Consider the following 21,095-nt stretch of genomic DNA (forward strand, 5'->3'; position numbering starts at 1 on the left):
GATTATGATTGACACCAATCAATCATCTGTTCTTAGCTTAAAAATTGAAATCAGGGTTTAAAAGTTTAACTTTTATCCTGTTTTCTTGACATACTGGTTGTTTTGTTCAGTTTTCAAGGAGCAAATTACACTGTTAATCTATTTATTTCGACAGCATAAAAATTATATCATCGTTTATGGCTGTTGTCAATATTAGCAAACTTGGCTTATCACCGTGTCTTGATGGCAAAATCCTTCGTTGACCTTCTGCAGTAAGAAAGGATTTATACTTTCTTAACCGCCAACAAAAATCAACATTTTTTTGCTTGCTGTTTTTTTGACAGCAAAATTAATATTACTACCGCTAACCAAAAAAGTCAACGGTATATTGTAATCGATTTTCACAAAAAGTATGGAAATATTATCCACTAGCTTGAAACACAAACTAGACTATTACTTCACCGTCCCAATTCATCATTCCACCAGCCATATTTGAAACTTTAAAACCATGCTCATCCAAGAACGATGCTGCGGTCATACTTCTATTGCCTGAACGGCATACTAATACATAATCTTTACCTTTGTCTAAATCGTTTAAGGAATGCGGTATTTTTTCAAGTGGAATATGCTTGGCAACTGGTATCTTTCCTTGTGCTACTTCTTCATCTTCCCGTACATCCAAGACAACTGTATCACTGTCCTTTTCAATTAACTCTTCCACTTCCTTTGGGGTTACTTCATTAATATGATCCATTTTTAAACCACCTTTTTATCAGTATATAATTTATCTTAACTCCACGTATGAATAGGTTGCAACTATCTAACACAAAATAAATCAACTAAACATCAGTGAGGTGATTTATATCAAACATATCATCATAGCAGTTGGATTGCTTTTTTTACTAGTACCATTCAATACAAATGCAGAAGATCCGCAAAAAAACGCACCAACAGCCCAAACAATTGCCAAATATGAAGACGAAATAACAGGTGATTCCAAGAAAGATACAATACTACTAAAAGGAATTTTATTTTCACATGATACAGACTACTTCAGGGATATATGGACCGAAGTAACATCCGTTAATCAACAAAAATGGAAAATTCCATATGAGGGTGGGTATGATCCTGAGTTACAATTTATTGACCTCAATCACGACAGGGTTAATGATATTTTTTATCAAAGCGCAACTGGTGGAAGCGGGGGGTTGTACTACTATCATTTACACACATTAAAGAATGACGAATTGAAAGAATTACCCCTACCCGAACAGCCTTATGTGAAAGGTGAATTTAAAGAAAACTTTAAGGTAGAAATTCAAATCTCACCTGAGCAAGAGCCATATATTGTTGACGTTGAAACCAGGGCTCCAGAATATATTCAGCTTGGAATTTATAATAAAGAAGGAAAATTGATAGAAGAAAAATCATCAGCAATGGTTGATCCAATAGCTTTCTTCGATCCCGTAATCATCAGCAAGCAAAAAGGATACGGGTTAAAGAGTTATCAGCAAATAAGCGGTGCCTATCATGCAGATCAATTAGGTACAGTTGAAACGGTATGGTATTACGAAGGTGGGAAGTGGATAATTTTACAAACTGAATGGGTACCATCTAATTAAAAACAGGATCTCTTCTATAGATTTAGAAGAGATCCTTTAATTCTAATTTGCAACAATATTAACCAGCTTACCAGGTACTACGATAACTTTGCGAATTGTTTTCCCCTCAAGCCAATCCTGTACTTTATCATTTTCCAATGCTTGTTTTTCAAGGTCGTCTTTTGAGATATCTTTTGCTACCTTAATTTTAGCTCGAACTTTACCCATAACTTGTAAAACGACTTCCGACTCTTCTTCTACAAGTTTAGATTCATCATGAATTGGCCAAGTAGCATAAGTGATTGTTTCAGTATTACCCAGGCGACTCCACAATTCTTCAGCAAGATGTGGAGCAACAGGAGAAATTAGTTTCACAAAACCCTCAATATAATGTTTTGGAAGACTATCTGTCTTGTAGGATTCATTTATAAACACCATCATTTGTGAAATGCCAGTATTAAAGTGCAGGTTCTCAAAATCCTCCGTTACTTTTTTAACCGTTTCATGATAGACCTTTTCCAACGAAGATTCTTCACTTCCATTACTGATTTTCTCAGAAAGACTTCCATCTTCGTTTACTATCAATCGCCAAACACGTTCTAGGAAACGACGTGATCCGTCCAGACCATTGGTAGACCAGGCTACCGCTGCATCCAATGGTCCCATAAACATTTCATATAACCGGAGCGTGTCTGCCCCGTGTGAAGTAATAATATCATCAGGGTTAACAACATTACCCTTAGATTTACTCATTTTCTCATTGCCTTCCCCAAGTATCATGCCTTGATTATATAACTTCATAAACGGTTCTTTTGTTGGAACAACGCCTATGTCATATAAAAATTTATGCCAGAATCGTGCGTATAACAGGTGAAGTACAGCATGCTCGGCTCCACCAATATAAATATCAATTGGCAACCATTCTTTTAATGCTTCTGGGTCAGCAAGTTTGTCCGGATTGTTTGGATCAATAAACCGTAAAAAGTACCAGCAGCTGCCTGCCCATTGCGGCATTGTATTTGTCTCACGGCGACCCTTCATACCTGTTTTAGGATCAACAACATTAACCCATTCACTGTTATTCGCCAATGGAGATTCACCTGTTCCTGATGGTTTGAATTCTTTCATTTTCGGCAGCTCCACTGGCAAATCTTCATCGGAAACAGCTGTCATTGTGCCATCTTCCCAATGTATAATCGGAATGGGCTCTCCCCAGTAACGCTGTCTGGCAAATAGCCAGTCACGAAGACGGTAGGTTACTTTTTTCTCTCCTTTATTATTCTCTTCAAGCCATTCAATCATGGTAGTGATAGCTTCATCCTTATCCATTCCATTCAGAATATCAGAATTGACATGTTCTCCATCTCCAACATAAGCTTCCTTGGTGACGTCCCCACCAGCAACAACTTCAACAATTGGCAGTTCAAATTTCGTTGCAAATTCATAATCTCGTTCGTCATGTGCAGGAACTGCCATAATGGCGCCAGTTCCATAAGACATCAGCACATAGTCGGCAACCCAGATTGGCATTTTTTCATCATTTGCCGGGTTAATTGCATATGCACCTGTGAATACGCCAGTTTTATCTTTAGCCAAGTCAGTACGTTCCAAATCGGATTTAGTTTGAATTTCCTTCATATAAGAATCAACAGCACCTTTTTGTTCTGCCGATACAATCCTCTCTACCAGCGGATGTTCTGGTGCCAATACGGCGTACGTTGCGCCAAATAGAGTATCAGGCCTCGTTGTAAATGCAGTAAATTCCTCATCATACCCATCAATTCCAAATGTTACTTCAGCACCCTCAGATCGGCCAATCCAGTTACGCTGCATATCTTTAATGCTTTCTGGCCAATTCACTTCATCTAAATCTTCCAGTAGTCGATCAGCATAGGCGGTGATTTTAAGCATCCACTGCTTCATTGGTTTTCGGACAACTGGATGTCCGCCACGTTCACTTTTTCCATCAATTACTTCTTCATTTGCTAAAACTGTCCCAAGGGCTGGGCACCAGTTAACAGCCACTTCGTCCATATAAGCAAGCCCATGTTCATATAGTTTTGTAAAAATCCATTGTGTCCATTTATAGTAATTGGGATCTGTTGTATTGATTTCACGGTCCCAGTCATATGAAAATCCAAGCTCCTGGATCTGCCGTTTAAATGTTTCGATGTTTTGTGCGGTAAATTCAGCTGGACTGTTACCTGTATCAAGCGCATATTGTTCTGCAGGCAGGCCAAACGCATCCCAGCCCATCGGATGAAGTACTTCGTAACCCTGCAATCGCTTCATCCGCGAGAAAATGTCAGTTGCTGTATACCCTTCTGGATGACCGACATGCAATCCCGATCCAGATGGGTATGGAAACATGTCTAACGCATATACCTTCTCTTTATTTGAATAAGTATTTGTTTGAAAAGTTTTATTCTCTTCCCAATAATTCTGCCACTTTTTTTCTATTTCCTGATGGTTAAAACTCACTGCTATTTCCTCCTTTTTCCTTTAACAAAACGAATAAAAAAAGCTACTCATCCCAATCGAAAGGGACGAGAAGCTATTACTCCCGCGGTACCACCCAAATTAACGCAAAACTGCAGCGTTCACTTGTATCCTTAACGCGGACTTACGACAGAAACTACTATCGTTCATTTCTGCAACTTCATAAAGGTGAGTTCATAAATCTTCAGGAGCAGTTTACACCAGCCACTGCCTCGCTATACCTGAATAAATCTATTACTAATCCTTCTCATCGTCGTTTGCTTATTTATATCGAATTCTAATCAAAGGAAACTGGTTTGTCAAGCACTTACACATATACTAGGCTTTCTCTGAACTGAAAGTGGATACATATTCATTAATTCAACTTACTTCCCCCTCCATTTCGTGCTATGCTAAACTAATTACATCACAGAATTACTAAGGAGCCATCTATCTAAAATGCTAAAAGGTATAATAAATTTCACTCATCATCTTCTGGAAGAATCCGTAGACAAAGGCGATACAGTTATTGATGCTACATGCGGAAATGGTCACGACACCCTTTTTTTGACGAAACTAGTTGGGGATAATGGTCATGTATTTGGATTTGATATTCAGGATCAAGCAATTAAAAACACGAAAAATCGACTCGCCCAAAACAAATCTAACAATGCGACCATCATAAAAGATAGTCACAGCAATTTTATTCATCATATGCCAGTTGATAAGTTAACCAAACTTGGTGGAGCTATTTTTAACCTCGGCTATTTGCCTGGAAGTGACAAATCAGTCATAACCAGAAGCGAATCAACTATATTAGCTGTTGAAGGTATACTGTCCCATATGAAGCAAAATGGAATTGTTGTACTCGTTGTTTACCACGGACATGAAGGCGGAGAATCAGAAAAGGAACAATTGGTAAGATACGTGCACTTGCTTGATCAAAAATTATTCCATGTGCTTTACTATGGTTTTATTAACCAAAAAAATGACCCCCCATTTATACTGGCGATTCAAAAGAGAAATTAATATCGGATTTTTGGGGAAGTAAACCTACAAATAATACAGGCTTGCCAAAAAGTGTATCTTAATTAAAATCAATAGTTGTTATAATTATAATAATCAGGAGGGGTTCCAATGGGCGAACAACGGCAAAGATACAGTGAAAAATTCAAGAAAGAAACCGTTAAGTTTGCACAAGAACAACGGCAAAAGAAAACTATGACGGATATTGCGGATGAGTTGCAGATTCCACTAAGCAGTCTTCATGAATGGATGAAGAATTATAGTGAATTTGAAAATGAGCCTGTTGTAACTGAAGATCGTGTTAAGGAACTGGAACAACAGTTAGAAGCGAAAGATAAGAAATTAACAGAATCAGAAGAGGAACTAGCTACCTTAAAAAAGGCAGCACACTTCTTCAGCAGACAAAAGCAATGAGGTTCTAGTTTATTGAAAATCATCCCTCGGAATTCTCAACGATAATTCCCTATTTTACATCTATTAAAGTAAAGTGTGTCCGCTAAAATAAACCCCGGTAAATCAATCCCGGGGTTTTCTAAATTTATAATATAATTTGGTATTCCAATGAAAAAAGCGAGCACTTCTACCACTTATATGCAACAGATCATCAGTCATTTGTGTTCCGTCTTCAAGTTTTTTTACCTTAGGATCTCCTAAATACAAACCAACTAGACCCTGATGAACCATTTCATGAAAACTCGAATTCGGAAGTAACTGGACGTGTTTATCGGCCTGTTCTATGAAATAGATAAAACGTTTCTTCATTTGCTCATGATTGTCATAGTAACTGCAGAAATTCAAATCCCCTTCCAGCTTATCTTCCTCTTGGTCAATATAATAATCCAACAAAATATGTAAACCTTGGACATACGGGAAATAACTATTATAAATATTGTCGGCAAGCTCCTTGGTCATGTTGCCACCTAACGTATAGCTTACGAGACAGAAAATACCTAGAGTAGATCCTGCTGAAGCAGAAAATTCATACCAGCTTAACGAATCTTCCCTAATTGCTTCATACCAATTTTTCAACCGGGAAATGCGTTCATCTTCCTTAACGTGTTTATGTACTTGAAGATCACCATACAGTTGTTCCAGTTTTAAAATATAATCACGAATAATTTCATATTCATCCAGATTCCGAAAAGTCTTTTGACATGTTCGTACGAGATCAGCTAAATATTCCCCATCAACCTGATCTGTGCGAAGTTCATAATAATTTTGTATTGTATTTCCTGGACTTAAGGCATCAATCATCGCCTGGTGCAGCAAACGAAAGTCATCAGGATCCATCGAAGTACTTCGGTCACATAGGTTGTCCAAATAATCACTAATCGTTTGATAAGCAACAATAAAACGGATGGCTTCTTTCCATTTATAGCCAGCTAGCAATGCATAGACAGCACCACCCAGACAGTGAAATCGCTTGGATTTAATACTCGAGAGTGCCTGTGTTCGTAACTCCTGATTCGGAATCTGATTTGCTCGCTTTTGCCAAAAAACTAATTCCACGTTCACTGCTGGGAAGATTTTACGATAGACTGTTGCCATTAAAGTTAATGATGTTTTTGGTATTTTGTAACCCAACTAAGTTCCTCCGTTCCCAAGACAATCATTCGATAATTGTATGAAAATTTTGCTATACTACCTATATCACCATAATTTTTAGGGGGATTCAAATGATACATTCTTATAAAAACTATAAACCGGAAATTCATGACTCCGTTTTTATTGCAAATGATGCTACAGTCATAGGTGACGTTATTATCGGCGAGCAATCAAATGTGTGGTTTAACACTGTTATTCGCGGAGATGTCGCGCCTACACGGATCGGAAAGCGGGTAAGCATCCAGGACCTTTCCATGATCCACCAGAGTCCCAACATGCCTGTTACAGTAGAAGATGATGTGACAGTTGGTCATCAGGTAACACTTCATGCCTGTACGATTCGTAACAATTCACTTATTGGAATGGGTTCTGTGATACTTGATGGTGCGGAAATAGGTGAGCACACCTTTATCGGGGCTGGAAGTCTCGTACCACCAGGTAAAAAAATCCCGCCTCATTCATTGGCGTTAGGAAGACCAGCTAAAGTTGTCCGCACACTGACCGACAAGGACTATGATGAAATGGAACGTGTAAGAACCTCATATGTTGAAAAGGGACAGTACTACAAAAAAAATACTGACCTTAATTTGGACTTCTGATTACTTTATTTTTAACAACAATCAGCCGATATAATATAAAGTATATATTATTTTGTGCTAATTGGAGTGTGTAAAAAATGCACCTCATATTACTTATTCTTTCCTGTAGCCTAGCACTTATTTTTATCATTCTTAGTAATAAGATTAGGATAAAATGGGTGAAAAAATCATTCAAACTATATGGAATTATTTTTACTATAACAGCAATATCCATAAGTGCAATGTATGTAAATGAAAATAAGATAGTACTATTAACAGCAGCAAATGAGGTGTTCAATCAACCTGCAGCCAAAATCTCCCGACCACCTGAACCTTTACTATCTCAGTTCAGCGCAGACAAGAGCGTTCACCTTAAGGCGCCACATCTCAAGCAATTACCGGAGCTTCCCCGTGGCTGTGAAGTTACTAGTCTTGCTATGCTTCTGCAATATAGTGGTGTTAGTGTTAGTAAGCTTAAACTAGCAAAACAGGTCAAAAAAGATAAAACACCATATAAGCAAACCAATAAAGGAGTCTATTTCGGAAATCCTAATAATGGCTTTGTTGGAGATATGTATTCAATTAATAAACCTGGATTCGGAGTATATCATGGGCCAATTGCCAGCTTAGCTAGAGAATATATTGGTATTGAGCGTGTTTATGATTTCACAGGTAAAGACTTCTCTGTAATTATAAACCAGCTAAACCAGAACAGGCCTGTTTGGGTCATCATTAATACTTCTTATAAAAAGCTTCCAAAAAGCCAATTTACAACTTGGCAAACAAAAGACGGACCTATCGATATCACCATGAAGGAACATTCTGTTTTAATTACAGGATATAACCAAAAGTTTATTTATTTTAATGATCCGTTAAATAGATCCGAAAAAGCTCCAATAGAAGAGTTTGAAGCTGCATGGAAACAAATGGGAAAACAGGCGATAACGGTTTACTAAAACCAATCGCCTGTTTCTTTTTAAATTATTGATTCTGTTTTTGAAAGTAAGTCAATCGCTTGATCCGGTTTACTCAATTCATCCACATCAAACTTATTTTCGATATTAATTTGATGCCAAAGCATGAACATAAGAACTGTCCATAGTTTCCTGCTGTAATCACCTTTTTCCTGACAATGGGCGTCAAGCAAATTGACAATATAGGACTTATTCAGTAAATGATCAGTTTGACTCTCCTGTATTAAATTTCTGGCCCAGTCATTAAGCTCATTTTTCAGCCAATGCCGTATTGGAACTGGAAATCCAAGCTTTTTACGATCAATTACATGGTCGGGAATAATACCACGAAAAGCCTCACGCAAAATGTTCTTCGTTGTGCCATTTGCAATTTTCATAGCAACAGGGAGCTCACTTGCTACCTTGAATACTTCCTTATCCAAGAATGGCACTCGAAGTTCTAGAGAATTGGCCATCGTCATTCGATCAGCTTTTAATAGGATATCGCCACGCATCCACGTATGAATATCAACATATTGCATTTGGTCCACAAGTGGAAAATCTCGCACACGGTCATACAACTTACCTGTAATCTGTTGATAAGATGTATATTCACTATACACTTTTAGAATCTGGTCTTTTTCTTTATCCTCAAACATTTTCGCATTTCCAATGTACCGTTCGCATAGAGGTGTGGTGCCACGTTCCAGAAAGCTTTTTCCACGTACACCTTCAGGCAGAACATCTGCTACTCGCGCCAATAAACTTTTGGCAGGTGTTGGAATAGAATTAAATATCTTTAATGATTCTGGCTCCCGATAAATATTGTACCCGCCAAATAGCTCATCTGCGCCTTCACCTGACAAGGTAACCGTGACATGTTTGCTAGCTTCACGAGCCAAGAAATACAACGGTACACATGATGGATCTGCCAGTGGGTCATCCATATGCCACATAATTTTTGGAAGTTTTTCAACATACTCTTCTGGTGAAATTATATAAGATATATTTTCAACGTTTAATTTGTCCGCTGTTTCTTTAGCAACATCAATTTCCGAATAACCATCACGTTCAAAACCAACAGAAAACGTCTTGATGTTTGGATTAATTCGTTTTGCCATCGCTACAATTATCGTTGAATCGATACCTCCTGATAAAAAGGAACCAACTGGAACATCACTACGCATATGCTTACTGACAGAGTCATACATTGCTTCCTGAATTCGTTTTATCCAGCCATTTCTATCCATTAGTACCGGATTGAAAGTAGCAGACCAAAATCGTTTGAAAGCTATTGGTTTGCCAGGTTTTTTAATAAAGTAATGACCAGGCTCAATCTTATTAATCCCTGCTGTCATTGTCATTGGTTCAGGTACAAACTGAAAACTTAAGTAATGCTGTAATGCTTCATTATTAACCTCTTCATTTTCCATTAATAATGTAATACTCTTCTTCTCAGAGGCAAATACGGTTCCCTCCTCCATCTCATGGTAAAATAACGGCTTAATACCAAACGGATCACGGGCACCGTAAAACGTTTCCTGCTCTTTGTCCCAAATTAAAATGGAGAACATGCCTCTGAGGAATTGAAATGCATCTTCCTTATGCTTGGTAAATAATGCTGCTATCACTTCCGTATCAGACTCTGTTGTGAATTCATATCCCTCAGCCTGTAAGTCGTTCTTTAATTCCACGTAATTGTAAATCTCACCGTTGAAAACAAGCCACATTTTTTCATCATCATAACTTAAAGGCTGCGCCCCGTATTCTATATCAATTATACTTAACCTACGAAAACCAAAAGAAACGAAGTCATCGTGAAAATAACCTTCATCATCGGGGCCTCTATGAGACATAATATTATTTTGATCTCTAAATAGATTTTTATATACATCGTTTGGTTTGCCTGGATTATTTCGTAGTATACCGATAAAGCCACACATTGTTTAACCTACTTTCTTGTAAAAATTATTTGATAAGCTTTGCATTGTATAATTTTTCTTATTTGTAGTTGTTATTAAAAGCATTTCCATCTCAAAATTTATTAGACAGAATTGGTGTTAGTCAACAATTTCAAAACTTTTCAGCATGTAATCAAATCTTGCGCCATGACCTTCAGCCGCCTCTAAGAAATAACTTTGCTTAATCACAAACACCTGACCATTTTCTGTCTTTGTCACATAATATTTTAGAATTGGTGTGTCCCACTGCTGTCCTGTTTTTCCTGCCTCATTTGTATAACCCGGACCAATTCCCCTGATTACAACACCATCAATAGGATCTTTAACTTGTTCTTCCTGTCTCAGTTCCATATTGTTGTCCGCCAAGGTTTTCTTTATAGATTCGATCATCTCTTCAGTTGTCGCGTCCTTACGCATGATTTCCATAGAAACTTCCGGATATTTGTCTGCCAGTTCCTGCTCAGGTACAATACGATCACTTTTATCTCCCTCAACCATCTTATAGCGGGAGTCATCTATATAGATAACATAACGGAGCTCTTCATTTGCTTCTAACTGTACGTCGGTATCCTCCTTATGCCCTTCAATTTCAATCTCCTGCTCCTTCTCCTCAACAAACATATCCTTTAGATTTTGTATCATTGCCTGACCTGGATCTGTCATGCCAAAAACAGCAATTGCAACGATTGCAGCAGCAGTTAGTCCGGAAATAATGCCTTTTTTCCCTTTCTTTTTATGGGAGCCTGGAGAAGGAAATAGTTCTGTATTAATTTTATTCCATGTTTCATTCTTTAATTCCGAAGCCAATTTTGTATCTATTTTTAGTCTCTCTTCTATTTTTTTATCCAACTCTTTTTCATTCATCCTTCAACCCTCCCATCGCAACCTTTAACCGCTGTCTGCCTTTGTAAAGTCTTGATTTTATCGTATTTACATTTGCACCGAACATTTTGGCAATTTCCTTCTCGGTAAAGCCATTTAAATACTTTAGTGTCAGGATCGTTCGGTCCTTATCATCTAGTTCATCCAGTCCTAGTTCCAACTCATCATATTGCCGCTCGTTCTCGGCATTACGGTGTAACTGGTCCAATAACCGTTCCGATTCAATATTGACTGCCTGTTTAGATCTTTTGGATAAATAACTCCTGCTTTCATTTATTAATATTTGATAAAACCACGGTTTAAATGGTCTCTTCACATCAAAAGTTTCAATATTACGGTAAATTTTAATAAACGTCTCTTGAACAATATCTGACGCATCGCTTCTGTCTTTCGTAATCGAATAGGCGGTTCGAAGTGCGTAGTCCGCGTGTCTTTCATATAAACGCTTAAAGGCTAGCTGATCACCTTTCTTTATTTTTTTTATAAGTTTGGATTCGTTCTCATTCAATGACTTACACACTCCCTTCAAAACATCCCTACTATATATACGAATGAAATCAATTAAAAGTTTTCGTCATATAAAAAAAGATATTGTATGAGCAATACCGTGTTTCGTATTGGAGGCAAAACAAAAACGCTTTGAATTAAATCTAAGTAGTTCAGTTTTGGAGTACAAAAATGTAATTTGTACCCTTAATTGAACTACTTTTTTCATATGAAAATGTTATTTAAAATGTAAGGCTATTTGTAATGTAAATTATAGAAATAATTAAGTGAATTTTAGGATAATTAGATTTATGTGGTAAAATAAATTAACGAAACAATATTCAAGTAACTGGTTCAGTTGAATGCTTTCTGAAATATTTACGGAGGTTATAGCTATGAAAAATAATAAAATTGCACTTTTTGTTTCTTTATTTGTGTTAATAGGTTTTCCAATTATTTTTCTCTTCATATCTTTGTTTACGGGGCAATGGAGCTATCTTGCATGGAGCATCCCGCCTTCCCTTGCTGCTGGATTAACTGGTTTGATGATATCTCTAAACCAAATTAAAAAGGAAAGAAAAGTTGAGCAATAGTCCACCTATTTCATAAACGGGAGAGTTCGTTGATGAAGAAGAATTAGCATTTTCCAATAACGTGATTTTGCAAGTCTTCAATAATTATTGTGGGTTTGCAAATCGGGTTGCATTTTCCTATGTAAATAACCACTCAAAATACAAGAAAACGTTGATATAGCAATGAAAAATGAGCCTCAAATTGCTATGCAATTCAACGCTCATTTACTACTACATTTTTATTGTTTGTACTCCAAAACTGAACTACTCAAATTAAATCCTAAAAGATTTTGATGGAATAATTTACTATCCTTGTTGAACGAAGTACCTTTCACATTGTATTGCCTTAGTACATTTAGTGTAACCGGAATCGGTTTTTCTAATTTGTCGGATCCTCATTCCGTTATTTCCTTTAAATCAACTGTTTGAAGCTCGTTATGTAATCCTCGTTCCGCTATTTGTACTTTACACCCTCATTTTTCATTATTTTTGAGCAATTAACGGAATGAGGATCCGTTTCATACCCTTTGGGACGGCTTTTCACCCATTTAGCGGAACGGGGATCCGCCACGAAAATTTTATCGGTCCCTCATTCCGCTATTGATTGCACGCATATAATGTACAATGGTATTTAAGGGAATAAAACTCAATAAACATTATTATATCTTCAAAAAAGGGGTGCCAAACGCTATACGATTTGCACCCCAAAATACTACTCTACTCTCCCGAAATGATCCGTTAACATGAGCAATACCTATTATTTTTTTACTAAAGCTTGTAATTCTTCTACTTTATCTGTTTTTTCCCAAGGGAAAAGTATGTCTGTTCTGCCAAAATGCCCGTATGCTGCAGTGTTTCTAAATATTGGGCGCTGTAAATCAAGCATTCGAATAATACCAGCTGGGCGCAAATCAAATAATTTGCGTACCGCCGCAACCAAAGCCTCTTCACTTACAGCACCGGTTCCAAATGTATCAATTGCGATGGATACCGGTTCAGCAACACCGATTGCGTATGCTACTTGTACCTCGCACGTTTTAGCAAGGTCCGCTGCTACAATGTTTTTGGCTACATAACGAGCTGCATATGCGCCGGAACGATCTACCTTAGTGGAGTCCTTCCCACTGAAAGCACCTCCGCCATGGCGTGCATAGCCTCCATATGTGTCGACAATTATTTTACGGCCTGTCAAGCCTGCATCCCCTTGTGGACCACCAATAACAAAGCGACCTGTCGGGTTAATGAAATATTTTGTTGTTTCGTCCAGCAGATTCGCTGGTACAACGGGACGAATTACATGTTCAATCAAATCTTTCTCTATTTGTTCTGAAGCCATATCCTGATGATGCTGCGTTGAAATAACAATCGTATCTACTTTTACAGGATTATCATGTTCATCATACTCAACAGTCACCTGTGTCTTGCCATCGGGACGAAGGTAATCCAATATATTCTCTTTACGCGCATCTGCTAACCGTTTTGCCAATTTATGTGCCAGTGAAATTGCTAAAGGCATTAATTCCTCTGTTTCATTACAGGCAAAACCAAACATAAGCCCTTGGTCACCCGCTCCAATTGAAGCGATTTCCTCATCACTCATTTTACCTTGACGAGATTCTAAAGCATTGTCCACTCCACCAGCAATATCTGCAGATTGTTCATCGATTGCTGTGAGTACTGCACAGGTATCAGCATCAAAACCGAATTTTGCCCGTGTATACCCGATATCTTTAATTGTTTGACGTACAATAGCAGGAATATCTACATATGTAGAAGTAGTAATCTCTCCTGACACTAAGACTAATCCTGTTGTCACAGTTGTTTCACATGCAACACGTGCATTAGGATCACTTGATAAAATTTCATCTAAAATTGCATCTGATATCTGGTCACAAATTTTATCTGGATGTCCTTCCGTTACAGATTCAGATGTAAATAACCGACGATTCGAAGCCATATGGCTAAATCCTCCCCTAAGCTTATGGTACGGAACTCTATCTTTTCAGTATATGCTCAGCTTTAAAATATGTTTTAGTTAGAAAACCAGGCTAATACAGCAAGAATTTAAACTATCTTCACTGTAAACAAAAAACCTTTCCTGCATTCATGAGGAAAGGAATTGTGGCCTTTCGCTCTTATTGTTCAAGGATATATCCTTGCACCAGATTAGCACCTTTTCACTAATGTGACGGTTGCCGGGCTTCATAGGGTCTGTCCCTCCACCAACTCTGAATAAGAGAGTGTCCGTTCGACAATTATCGTATCGAAATAGCCTTGTGATGTCAACTATTTCTGGTTATATACACGATTGCCACTAAAAATTCATATAAATAATCATGTTATTAGTATGGACTATTTTAATTAATGTGTTATACTAATAATCAGATTTAGATAATCAGATAATTGAACGTTATCGCCTTTCCATACAAATCCATCAAAAAGGTAGGTATTACAAATGAAGACGGTGGAACAATCACTATTTATAAAAGATTTACTTTCGCACAATAATTTACAAAAAAACCTTGCTGTACCTAAGTTGGTTGAAAAGATTTTATCACGTAAAGAAGGTACTCTGACTGCAACTGGAGCTGTTTGTGCAACTACCGGTGAATATACTGGCCGTTCTCCCAAAGACAAATTCATTGTACGTGACGATAGTTGTGAAGAAATTATTGATTGGGGTCCAGTGAATCAAGCAATAGATGAAGAATCATTCGAAAGACTTTATGAAAAGGTTATCACCTATTTGAAGAACAAGGAAGAGCTTTTTCAATTCAAAGGATATGCTGGTGCTGATGAAAAATACCGCCTGCCGATTGAGGTTATAAACGAATATGCATGGCATAATTTATTCGCTCGCCAATTATTCATTACGCCGACAGATGAAGAATTAAAGACCCATCAATCCGAATTCACTGTTGTGTCTGCTCCTACATACAAGGCAGATCCAGAGGTGGATGGGACAAATTCTGAAACGTTTATCCTGATATCGTTTAAAAAACGAATCATTCTAATTGGTGGTACTGAGTATGCTGGTGAAATCAAGAAATCCATTTTCTCGATAATGAACTACCTATTGCCGCAACGTGACATTTTATCCATGCACTGCTCAGCGAATGTTGGCCAGGAAGGTGATGTTGCATTGTTCTTCGGTCTATCCGGAACAGGTAAAACTACATTATCTGCTGATCCATACCGCCGTTTAATTGGCGATGATGAACATGGTTGGAGTCCAAATGGTGTTTTCAACATTGAAGGTGGCTGCTACGCAAAATGTATCAACCTTTCTCAGGATAAAGAACCACAAATTTACAATGCCATCCGTTTTGGTTCCGTACTTGAAAATGTGATTCTTGAAGAGGATTCATGCATTCCTGATTATGACAACACATCATTAACTGAAAACACAAGAGCAGCATATCCACTTGAAAATATTGATAATATTACTTCACCAAGTATTGCTGGTCACCCTAACACAATAATTTTTCTAACAGCTGATGCATCTGGGACATTACCGCCAATAAGCAAGTTAACAAAAGAACAGGCGATGTATCACTTTTTAAGTGGATACACGAGCAAACTGGCTGGAACAGAACGTGGCGTAACAGAGCCACAAGCAACATTTTCAGCTTGTTTTGGCTCCCCGTTTCTCCCATTAGCTCCATCAACATATGCAAAAATGCTTGGCGACAAAATAGACCATTATAACGCTAATGTATTTTTGGTTAACACCGGTTGGACTGGTGGATCCTATGGAATTGGAAAACGTATGAAACTGTCATACACAAGAGCAATGATACACGCTGCGTTGGAAGGTGAACTCAATACAGTTGAAACAACCCACGATGATGTTTTTGGACTTAAAATTCCAATGCATGTACCTGGAGTACCTGATGAAGTACTTGTACCAAAGAAGACCTGGGAAGATAAAGCAGCGTATGATATGGAAGCAAAAGCACTTGCAACGAAATTTCATGAAAACTTTAAGAAATTTAAATTAGCAAGTACCGATATTAAGGAAGCAGGTCCTTTATACCGATCTGTATAACTATAGTTTCCTCATCCCAAAAGGATTTTAATATATGAAGGAAAAACATTGCCAGCACATGCTGACAACCGTTCTCGATTTTTCGAGAGCGGTTTTTTTCTTGGCAATTAAGGTAGTAAAATATCCTGACACAAGAACCCTCTTAACGAGAAGCCAACTAATATACCCTCATAATTACATAGGCATTCACACATTTTTAGTAAAAGACATAAGCTATGATGACAAAATACACCCTGGTATTTGAATTAATTTTAATAAAACTTGTGTGTTTTATTAGCACTCCCAAATTGAAAACCAGCCATAGAATAGCTGAAGTTACATGTTATTCAACTAAGGAGGGAAGCCCATGACATTTCTTACCTTAGATCGCGTTTCACACCATTACTTTTCAAATAAAAATTATACAAAAACCCTCAATAATATCTCTTTTTCCGTTAGGGAGGGGGAAATTGTTACCCTTTTAGGCCCTAGTAACTGTGGAAAGTCAACAATACTTTCAATAATTGCGGGAATTATGAGGCAAACCACAGGAGATGTGTTACTCCAGCAGCAGCCAATCAATAAATCTGATCCGACAATTGGCTATATGTTGCAACAGGATTACTTATTTCCTTGGAAAACAATAATAGACAACATTCTTATTGGACCTAAGATTAGTAAAAATCAAACACCAGCAATAAAAGAAAAAGCAATAAATCTATTGAAAGAAGCCGGATTTACAAATGAAACGCATGTAAAACCAAACTCCTTGCCAGACGGAATGCGTAAGCATGTTGCCTTAATTCGGTCACTAATAACTGATCCAAAAATTCTATTATTAGATGAACCATTGACTGCTCTCGACTATCAAACTAAGCTAAAGCTGGAAGAATTAATGTTACGATTACTTAAAAAGTACAACAAAACAACTATACTGGTAACCCATAACATTAGTGAAGCTATCGCTATGAGTGACCGTATAATCCTGTTGGACGCTAATACCAGGTCAATTGGAAAAACTTTTGAAGTCCCTTTGGAATTACGAAATGAAGCACCCTTTTCGGTGCGAAGACATCCGAAATACCAGTTACTATTCGAGAAAATCTGGGAAGAAATAGAACCAGACACGCCCGGAACAAAGATAGTGGGACATGAAAATGATGTTTGATTTAGATAATCAACTATATAGAGATTATAAAAACCAAGTAAACCATGAGAGAAAAATCATCTTCTTGTGGCAATTAATTATACTTGTCGCCTTTATTGCACTTTGGGAAATAGCCAGTAGAATGGATTGGATAAATCCGTTGATATTTAGTTTTCCTTCTGAAATCTTCAGCATATTACTTAATAAATTTTCAGATGGAACAGTAATCTCCCACTTACAGATTACATTATTTGAAACAGTATTGAGTTTATTAATAGGAACCGTCGCAGGGATTATATTCGCCGCTGTTTTATGGTCATCATTGCGACTTTCCAGAATAATGAATCCCTTCTTAATTGTATTATATGCAATGCCAAAGGTTACCTTTATCCCCATCATTATCGTCGCACTAGGACCTCACTATGTATCTGCAATCGCTATGGGCGCAATCATTTCTGCAACCATTACCACACTTGTTATATATACTGCATTTCGCGAGGTTGACCCAAACTATGAAAGAGTGTTAATAAGTTTTGGTGCGAATAAAAGACAGGTCTTTAGAGAAGCCGTTCTCCCGGCATCCTTACCTGCAATATTTTCAATTGTGAAAGTAAATATAGGTTTATCGTGGGTAGGGGTTATTGTTGGAGAGTTCCTGATTTCAAAAGAAGGATTAGGGTATTTAATCATTAGGGGCTATCAAGGGTTTGACTTTCCACTCGTTATATCCATTTTGGTCGTAATTGCCCTGTGCGCAGTACTCATGTACAAAATTGCAGAATATATAGAGAAATGGTTTATTAAAACACAAGCTAAAAATCGCCTGTAATAGTAACGGGTTCGGTTCTGAATTACTAAATATAAAAAAGTAAAAGAAATGGAGGTCCAATTCGTAAATGAATTGGTACCTCCTTTTATTGATATAAAGTATTTGATGTAGATTTAGCAACCAAATTATCAATACAATGTAGTTCAATATGCTTCGTCCACTGGTGCCCACTGATTTGACAGATCCTCATTCCGCTATCCACCCGTTTCAACCTTACAGCACGACTTTTTTTCCATTTAGAGGAATCACGAACCACCTCACTGGTTTGTGTGATTCAGATTCAGCTCCTTTGAATTCCTCATCCCTGCTGCTACGTCTTTAATACATCCCTTTATTGATGTTTATACTCCAAAACCCAATTTGTTACTGTAATGGGCGATTTTTAGTTTTTCTCTCTTTTTATAAACTCCATACAATAAGATAATACGCCATCCTTCATAATAAAACTATACATTTTATTCTGCCTGACATTCTCTGGAACCTCTTTTAACATAACAGGCCCTTCTGTTTCATAGTAGGTCTCTTGAGGAATTAATTCTTTGATTTCAGCAAAGTAGACATTTTTAATAATGTTACCGCCTTTACCTGCAACATAATATTGGCCAATGTACCTTATTGAATCAATAGTTCCTCCGGTTTCTTCCATAACCTCCCGTACAGCTGCTTCCTGTGCGGTTTCACCCTTTTCTACTTTCCCTCCTGGAAATTCTAATCCACGATCCTTATGTCTGGTTAGCAGCCAATCATTTCTAAATTTACAAATTACCCATACATGTTTCGGTTTTTTTGAAAAAGGATGGTCATCAAATGACAGCTTTACTTCATTATGGTAATAATCTTTGAATGTATACATTATTTCAACTGCTTTCATATTCGATTAATAACATTAATAGTTGATGTCTGTTATCTTCCATTTATCATGATAAGTGAATTCAATTTCCACCGTAAATGCACCATATAAATCTGATTTATTCTCCTGTATAACTTTAACTACGTTATCTTCCCTACGTATCATATCATAGTCATTTTTTTCATTAAACCATGGAGGGGTCTCAGTTGGTTTTATATATAATCCATTTGTCTTATTTTGATAATAATAATCAACATATTTAATCGCCACATTTTTAGTCGTTACTTTTTCAAACTCCTCCAGCAACTCGTTTTTCGTATTATAATTGACTACTTTGTTATTACTGTCAATATCCTGTACAAGTGTTTGCATAAACTGATTTGTCAGGGAAACTATCTGGTCATGAGTTAGCTCTTTTTCAGGACTTTCCTTTTTTATGTCACTTACCCCGGAATTTTCATGGTTATTACTAGATTCAACTGCGGATGCAGTTTTACCTTCAGTTGTTTGAATCATAAAAAATAATGGCAAAATAATAATACAACTGATAATCCTTTTTAAATAACTGCGATGTACGTTTTTATTCATATTTATCGCTCCCTTCGTATTTATGTAGAAGCTCGTTCTGATTATACTATTCCTTTTATCCAGGAGGTATAAACTTTTTGTTTAAAAAAATAGGAATAAGAGGGTTACTCTTATTCCGTTTACCAAATTACGTGTGTCCGTCTGAAAGAACACCCATACTGTCTATATGTTTTTTTGTTGTCTCATCACCTAAGTCATAGATCATCTGAAATGCTCCTGTCATGCCTAAGTCATAATCATCGTTTGAACCATCATTATGATATGGCATAATTGGTACATGGGCTCGAAAAAATGAACGATAATCAGCATTATACATGTCATCCATTTTATCACGTAAGACTCGCACCTCATCTTCTGTTGCATGAATGACAAACTCTTCATTATTATCATATTTTATTTGAGATATTTCCTGGCTTCCTAAATTAATATAAAATTTCTTTTTTTCCATACAGCACCTCCTGCTAATAATTTGCCTCAAAAGCAGAAGATAAATGTATAAATAAAATAAAAAACCCATCAATCTGCGAAGACTAATGGGCTACTCTACAATTTTTTATTCAATTAATTGCTGATTGTGACGCTCCTGCTCCATTAGCATAAATACATCGACCTCTTCCATGTGGGATACACATTGGTGTACCAAACATAGGGTCAAATGTCACATCACACTTCATTTGAAAAACTTCGTGAACTAGTTTACATGTAACAATTTCTTCTGGTTTGCCTTGAGCAAAAACCTGTTTATCTCTGATTGCCACTATATGATGTGCATAACGGCAGGCAAGGTTTAAATCATGCAATACCATTACAATAGTACGCCCATCCTTTTCGTTAAGCTCAAATAATAAATCAAGTACATCAATTTGGTGTGTCATATCTAGATATGTTGTTGGCTCATCTAATAAGATCGTATCCGTTTCCTGTGCCAAAGTCATTGCAATCCAGGCACGCTGACGTTGACCTCCAGATAACGAATCAACTGAACGATCCTTAAATTCCATCATATTGGTTGCTTCAAGTGCATTATTAACAGCATTTTCATCGTCATTAGACCACTGTTTTAAGAATCCGCGATATGGATGTCTTCCTTGTTTAACAAGTTCCATTACGGATAAGCCTTCTGGTGTTACAGGTCCCTGCGGTAAAATGGAAAGTTTTTTAGCAACATCTTTTGTTCCCATTTTCGCAATATGTTCACCATCTAACACAACGTCTCCGCTTTTCGGTTTAAGTAAACGAGCCAAAGAACGTAGCAAAGTGGACTTTCCGCAACCATTTCCACCAATTAATACAGTAATTTCGCCTTTTGGTATTGTTATATTTAAATCATCTATTATTATAGCTTCGCCGTAGCCAATTGTTAAATCTTTCGCTGTTAATGTTTGCATTGGAATCTCTCCCCATGTCTGCATTCTTTCACTACATATACAACTATTTTAGTATGTACATGCACAATTTTTCACCTTACATTATATATACAGTTTATTTGCTTTTTGGATATAAGTCAATGACTTTGAGAATCATTTTCAATGA

General features: G+C 37.1%; 20 protein-coding genes, 1 riboswitch and 1 other annotated feature. Of the genes, 9 read left to right on the plus strand and 11 right to left on the minus strand.

Annotation, left to right across the window (positions count from 1 at the left end; all coding sequences use genetic code 11):
* Positions 1-424: 424 nt before the first annotated feature.
* Positions 425-733, minus strand: a complete 309-nt coding sequence (locus ACE1TG_RS14805; RefSeq protein ID WP_375053183.1) for a rhodanese-like domain-containing protein — start codon at positions 731-733, stop codon at positions 425-427.
* Positions 734-869: 136 nt separating this feature from the next.
* On the opposite strand from ACE1TG_RS14805, the gene ACE1TG_RS14810 reads away from it, so the two are divergent.
* Complete coding sequence (locus tag ACE1TG_RS14810) at positions 870-1,601, plus strand: hypothetical protein (RefSeq protein WP_375053184.1); 732 nt, start codon at positions 870-872, stop codon at positions 1,599-1,601.
* Positions 1,602-1,643: 42 nt separating this feature from the next.
* Here the strand turns inward: ACE1TG_RS14810 and leuS are convergent, their stop codons facing one another.
* Complete coding sequence (leuS, locus tag ACE1TG_RS14815; protein ID WP_375053185.1) at positions 1,644-4,061, minus strand: leucine--tRNA ligase; 2,418 nt, start codon at positions 4,059-4,061, stop codon at positions 1,644-1,646.
* Between the two features lie 58 nt (positions 4,062-4,119).
* Positions 4,120-4,339: a binding site (T-box leader), on the minus strand.
* Positions 4,340-4,517: 178 nt separating this feature from the next.
* Between leuS and mnmM the strand changes: the two genes are divergently transcribed.
* Positions 4,518-5,087 (plus strand): tRNA 5-(aminomethyl)-2-thiouridylate-methyltransferase MnmM, encoded by a 570-nt coding sequence (gene mnmM, locus ACE1TG_RS14820; protein ID WP_375053186.1) that lies wholly within the window; start codon positions 4,518-4,520, stop codon positions 5,085-5,087.
* Between the two features lie 108 nt (positions 5,088-5,195).
* Positions 5,196-5,498 carry a transposase gene (locus tag ACE1TG_RS14825; RefSeq protein ID WP_375053187.1) on the plus strand — a complete coding sequence of 101 codons (303 nt, stop codon included), beginning with the start codon at positions 5,196-5,198 and terminating at the stop codon, positions 5,496-5,498.
* A gap of 102 nt (positions 5,499-5,600) precedes the next feature.
* On the opposite strand, the gene ACE1TG_RS14830 is transcribed toward ACE1TG_RS14825, so the two are convergent.
* A complete protein-coding gene (locus tag ACE1TG_RS14830) occupies positions 5,601-6,668 on the minus strand; it encodes a tetraprenyl-beta-curcumene synthase family protein (protein ID WP_375053188.1) in 1,068 nt (355 codons plus the stop codon).
* 92 nt (positions 6,669-6,760) lie between these two features.
* Here ACE1TG_RS14830 and ACE1TG_RS14835 point away from each other — a divergent pair, with 92 nt between their 5' ends.
* Together ACE1TG_RS14835 and ACE1TG_RS14840 are read left to right on the plus strand one after the other, a co-directional pair.
* The gene (locus ACE1TG_RS14835; protein ID WP_375053189.1) at positions 6,761-7,288 is read left to right on the plus strand and encodes a gamma carbonic anhydrase; all 528 of its coding nucleotides are present in this window, start codon (positions 6,761-6,763) and stop codon (positions 7,286-7,288) included.
* A gap of 158 nt (positions 7,289-7,446) precedes the next feature.
* Positions 7,447-8,223, plus strand: a complete 777-nt coding sequence (locus ACE1TG_RS14840) for a C39 family peptidase (protein ID WP_375053190.1) — start codon at positions 7,447-7,449, stop codon at positions 8,221-8,223.
* A 20-nt stretch (positions 8,224-8,243) separates the two neighbouring features.
* On the opposite strand, the gene asnB is transcribed toward ACE1TG_RS14840, so the two are convergent.
* The 3 genes from asnB to ACE1TG_RS14855 form a co-directional block, all read right to left on the minus strand.
* Positions 8,244-10,163, minus strand: a complete 1,920-nt coding sequence (gene asnB, locus ACE1TG_RS14845; protein WP_375053191.1) for an asparagine synthase (glutamine-hydrolyzing) — start codon at positions 10,161-10,163, stop codon at positions 8,244-8,246.
* A 117-nt stretch (positions 10,164-10,280) separates the two neighbouring features.
* Positions 10,281-11,045, minus strand: coding sequence for a hypothetical protein (locus tag ACE1TG_RS14850; protein ID WP_375053192.1), 765 nt, complete (start codon positions 11,043-11,045; stop codon positions 10,281-10,283).
* Positions 11,038-11,571, minus strand: a complete 534-nt coding sequence (locus ACE1TG_RS14855; RefSeq protein WP_375053193.1) for an RNA polymerase sigma factor — start codon at positions 11,569-11,571, stop codon at positions 11,038-11,040. The genes ACE1TG_RS14850 and ACE1TG_RS14855 overlap by 8 nt, the downstream gene beginning before the upstream one ends.
* Positions 11,572-11,944: 373 nt before the next feature.
* Here ACE1TG_RS14855 and ACE1TG_RS14860 point away from each other — a divergent pair, with 373 nt between their 5' ends.
* On the plus strand, positions 11,945-12,142 hold the full coding sequence (locus ACE1TG_RS14860; RefSeq protein ID WP_375053194.1) for a hypothetical protein: 198 nt from the start codon (positions 11,945-11,947) through the stop codon (positions 12,140-12,142).
* 736 nt (positions 12,143-12,878) lie between these two features.
* Here ACE1TG_RS14860 and metK read toward each other — a convergent pair.
* A complete protein-coding gene (gene metK, locus ACE1TG_RS14865) occupies positions 12,879-14,078 on the minus strand; it encodes a methionine adenosyltransferase (RefSeq protein ID WP_375053195.1) in 1,200 nt (399 codons plus the stop codon).
* A 175-nt stretch (positions 14,079-14,253) separates the two neighbouring features.
* Positions 14,254-14,360, minus strand: a riboswitch (SAM riboswitch).
* Positions 14,361-14,576: 216 nt separating this feature from the next.
* Here metK and pckA point away from each other — a divergent pair.
* From pckA to ACE1TG_RS14880, 3 genes are all read left to right on the plus strand, one after another.
* Positions 14,577-16,169, plus strand: a complete 1,593-nt coding sequence (gene pckA / locus ACE1TG_RS14870; protein WP_375053196.1) for a phosphoenolpyruvate carboxykinase (ATP) — start codon at positions 14,577-14,579, stop codon at positions 16,167-16,169.
* Positions 16,170-16,515: 346 nt separating this feature from the next.
* On the plus strand, positions 16,516-17,316 hold the full coding sequence (locus ACE1TG_RS14875; RefSeq protein WP_375053197.1) for an ABC transporter ATP-binding protein: 801 nt from the start codon (positions 16,516-16,518) through the stop codon (positions 17,314-17,316).
* Positions 17,306-18,124 carry an ABC transporter permease gene (locus tag ACE1TG_RS14880; RefSeq protein WP_375053198.1) on the plus strand — a complete coding sequence of 273 codons (819 nt, stop codon included), beginning with the start codon at positions 17,306-17,308 and terminating at the stop codon, positions 18,122-18,124. The genes ACE1TG_RS14875 and ACE1TG_RS14880 overlap by 11 nt, the downstream gene beginning before the upstream one ends.
* A 382-nt stretch (positions 18,125-18,506) precedes the next feature.
* Here ACE1TG_RS14880 and ytkD read toward each other — a convergent pair whose 3' ends face one another.
* The 4 genes from ytkD to ACE1TG_RS14900 all read right to left on the minus strand — a co-directional run bounded on the left by ytkD (position 18,507) and on the right by ACE1TG_RS14900 (position 20,950).
* Entirely contained in the window at positions 18,507-18,995 is a 489-nt protein-coding gene (ytkD, locus tag ACE1TG_RS14885; protein WP_375053199.1) for an RNA deprotection pyrophosphohydrolase, read from the minus strand.
* A 15-nt stretch (positions 18,996-19,010) separates the two neighbouring features.
* Positions 19,011-19,562, minus strand: a complete 552-nt coding sequence (locus ACE1TG_RS14890; protein WP_375053200.1) for a hypothetical protein — start codon at positions 19,560-19,562, stop codon at positions 19,011-19,013.
* Positions 19,563-19,689: 127 nt separating this feature from the next.
* Positions 19,690-20,010, minus strand: a complete 321-nt coding sequence (locus ACE1TG_RS14895) for a hydrolase (protein ID WP_375053201.1) — start codon at positions 20,008-20,010, stop codon at positions 19,690-19,692.
* Between the two features lie 109 nt (positions 20,011-20,119).
* Positions 20,120-20,950: an ABC transporter ATP-binding protein gene (locus tag ACE1TG_RS14900; RefSeq protein ID WP_375053202.1), complete on the minus strand. Its 831-nt coding sequence runs from the start codon at positions 20,948-20,950 to the stop codon at positions 20,120-20,122.
* Positions 20,951-21,095 lie beyond the last annotated feature (145 nt).

It is taken from the genome of Virgibacillus sp. JSM 102003, from assembly GCF_041949995.1.
Lineage (GTDB): Bacteria > Bacillota > Bacilli > Bacillales > Amphibacillaceae > Lentibacillus.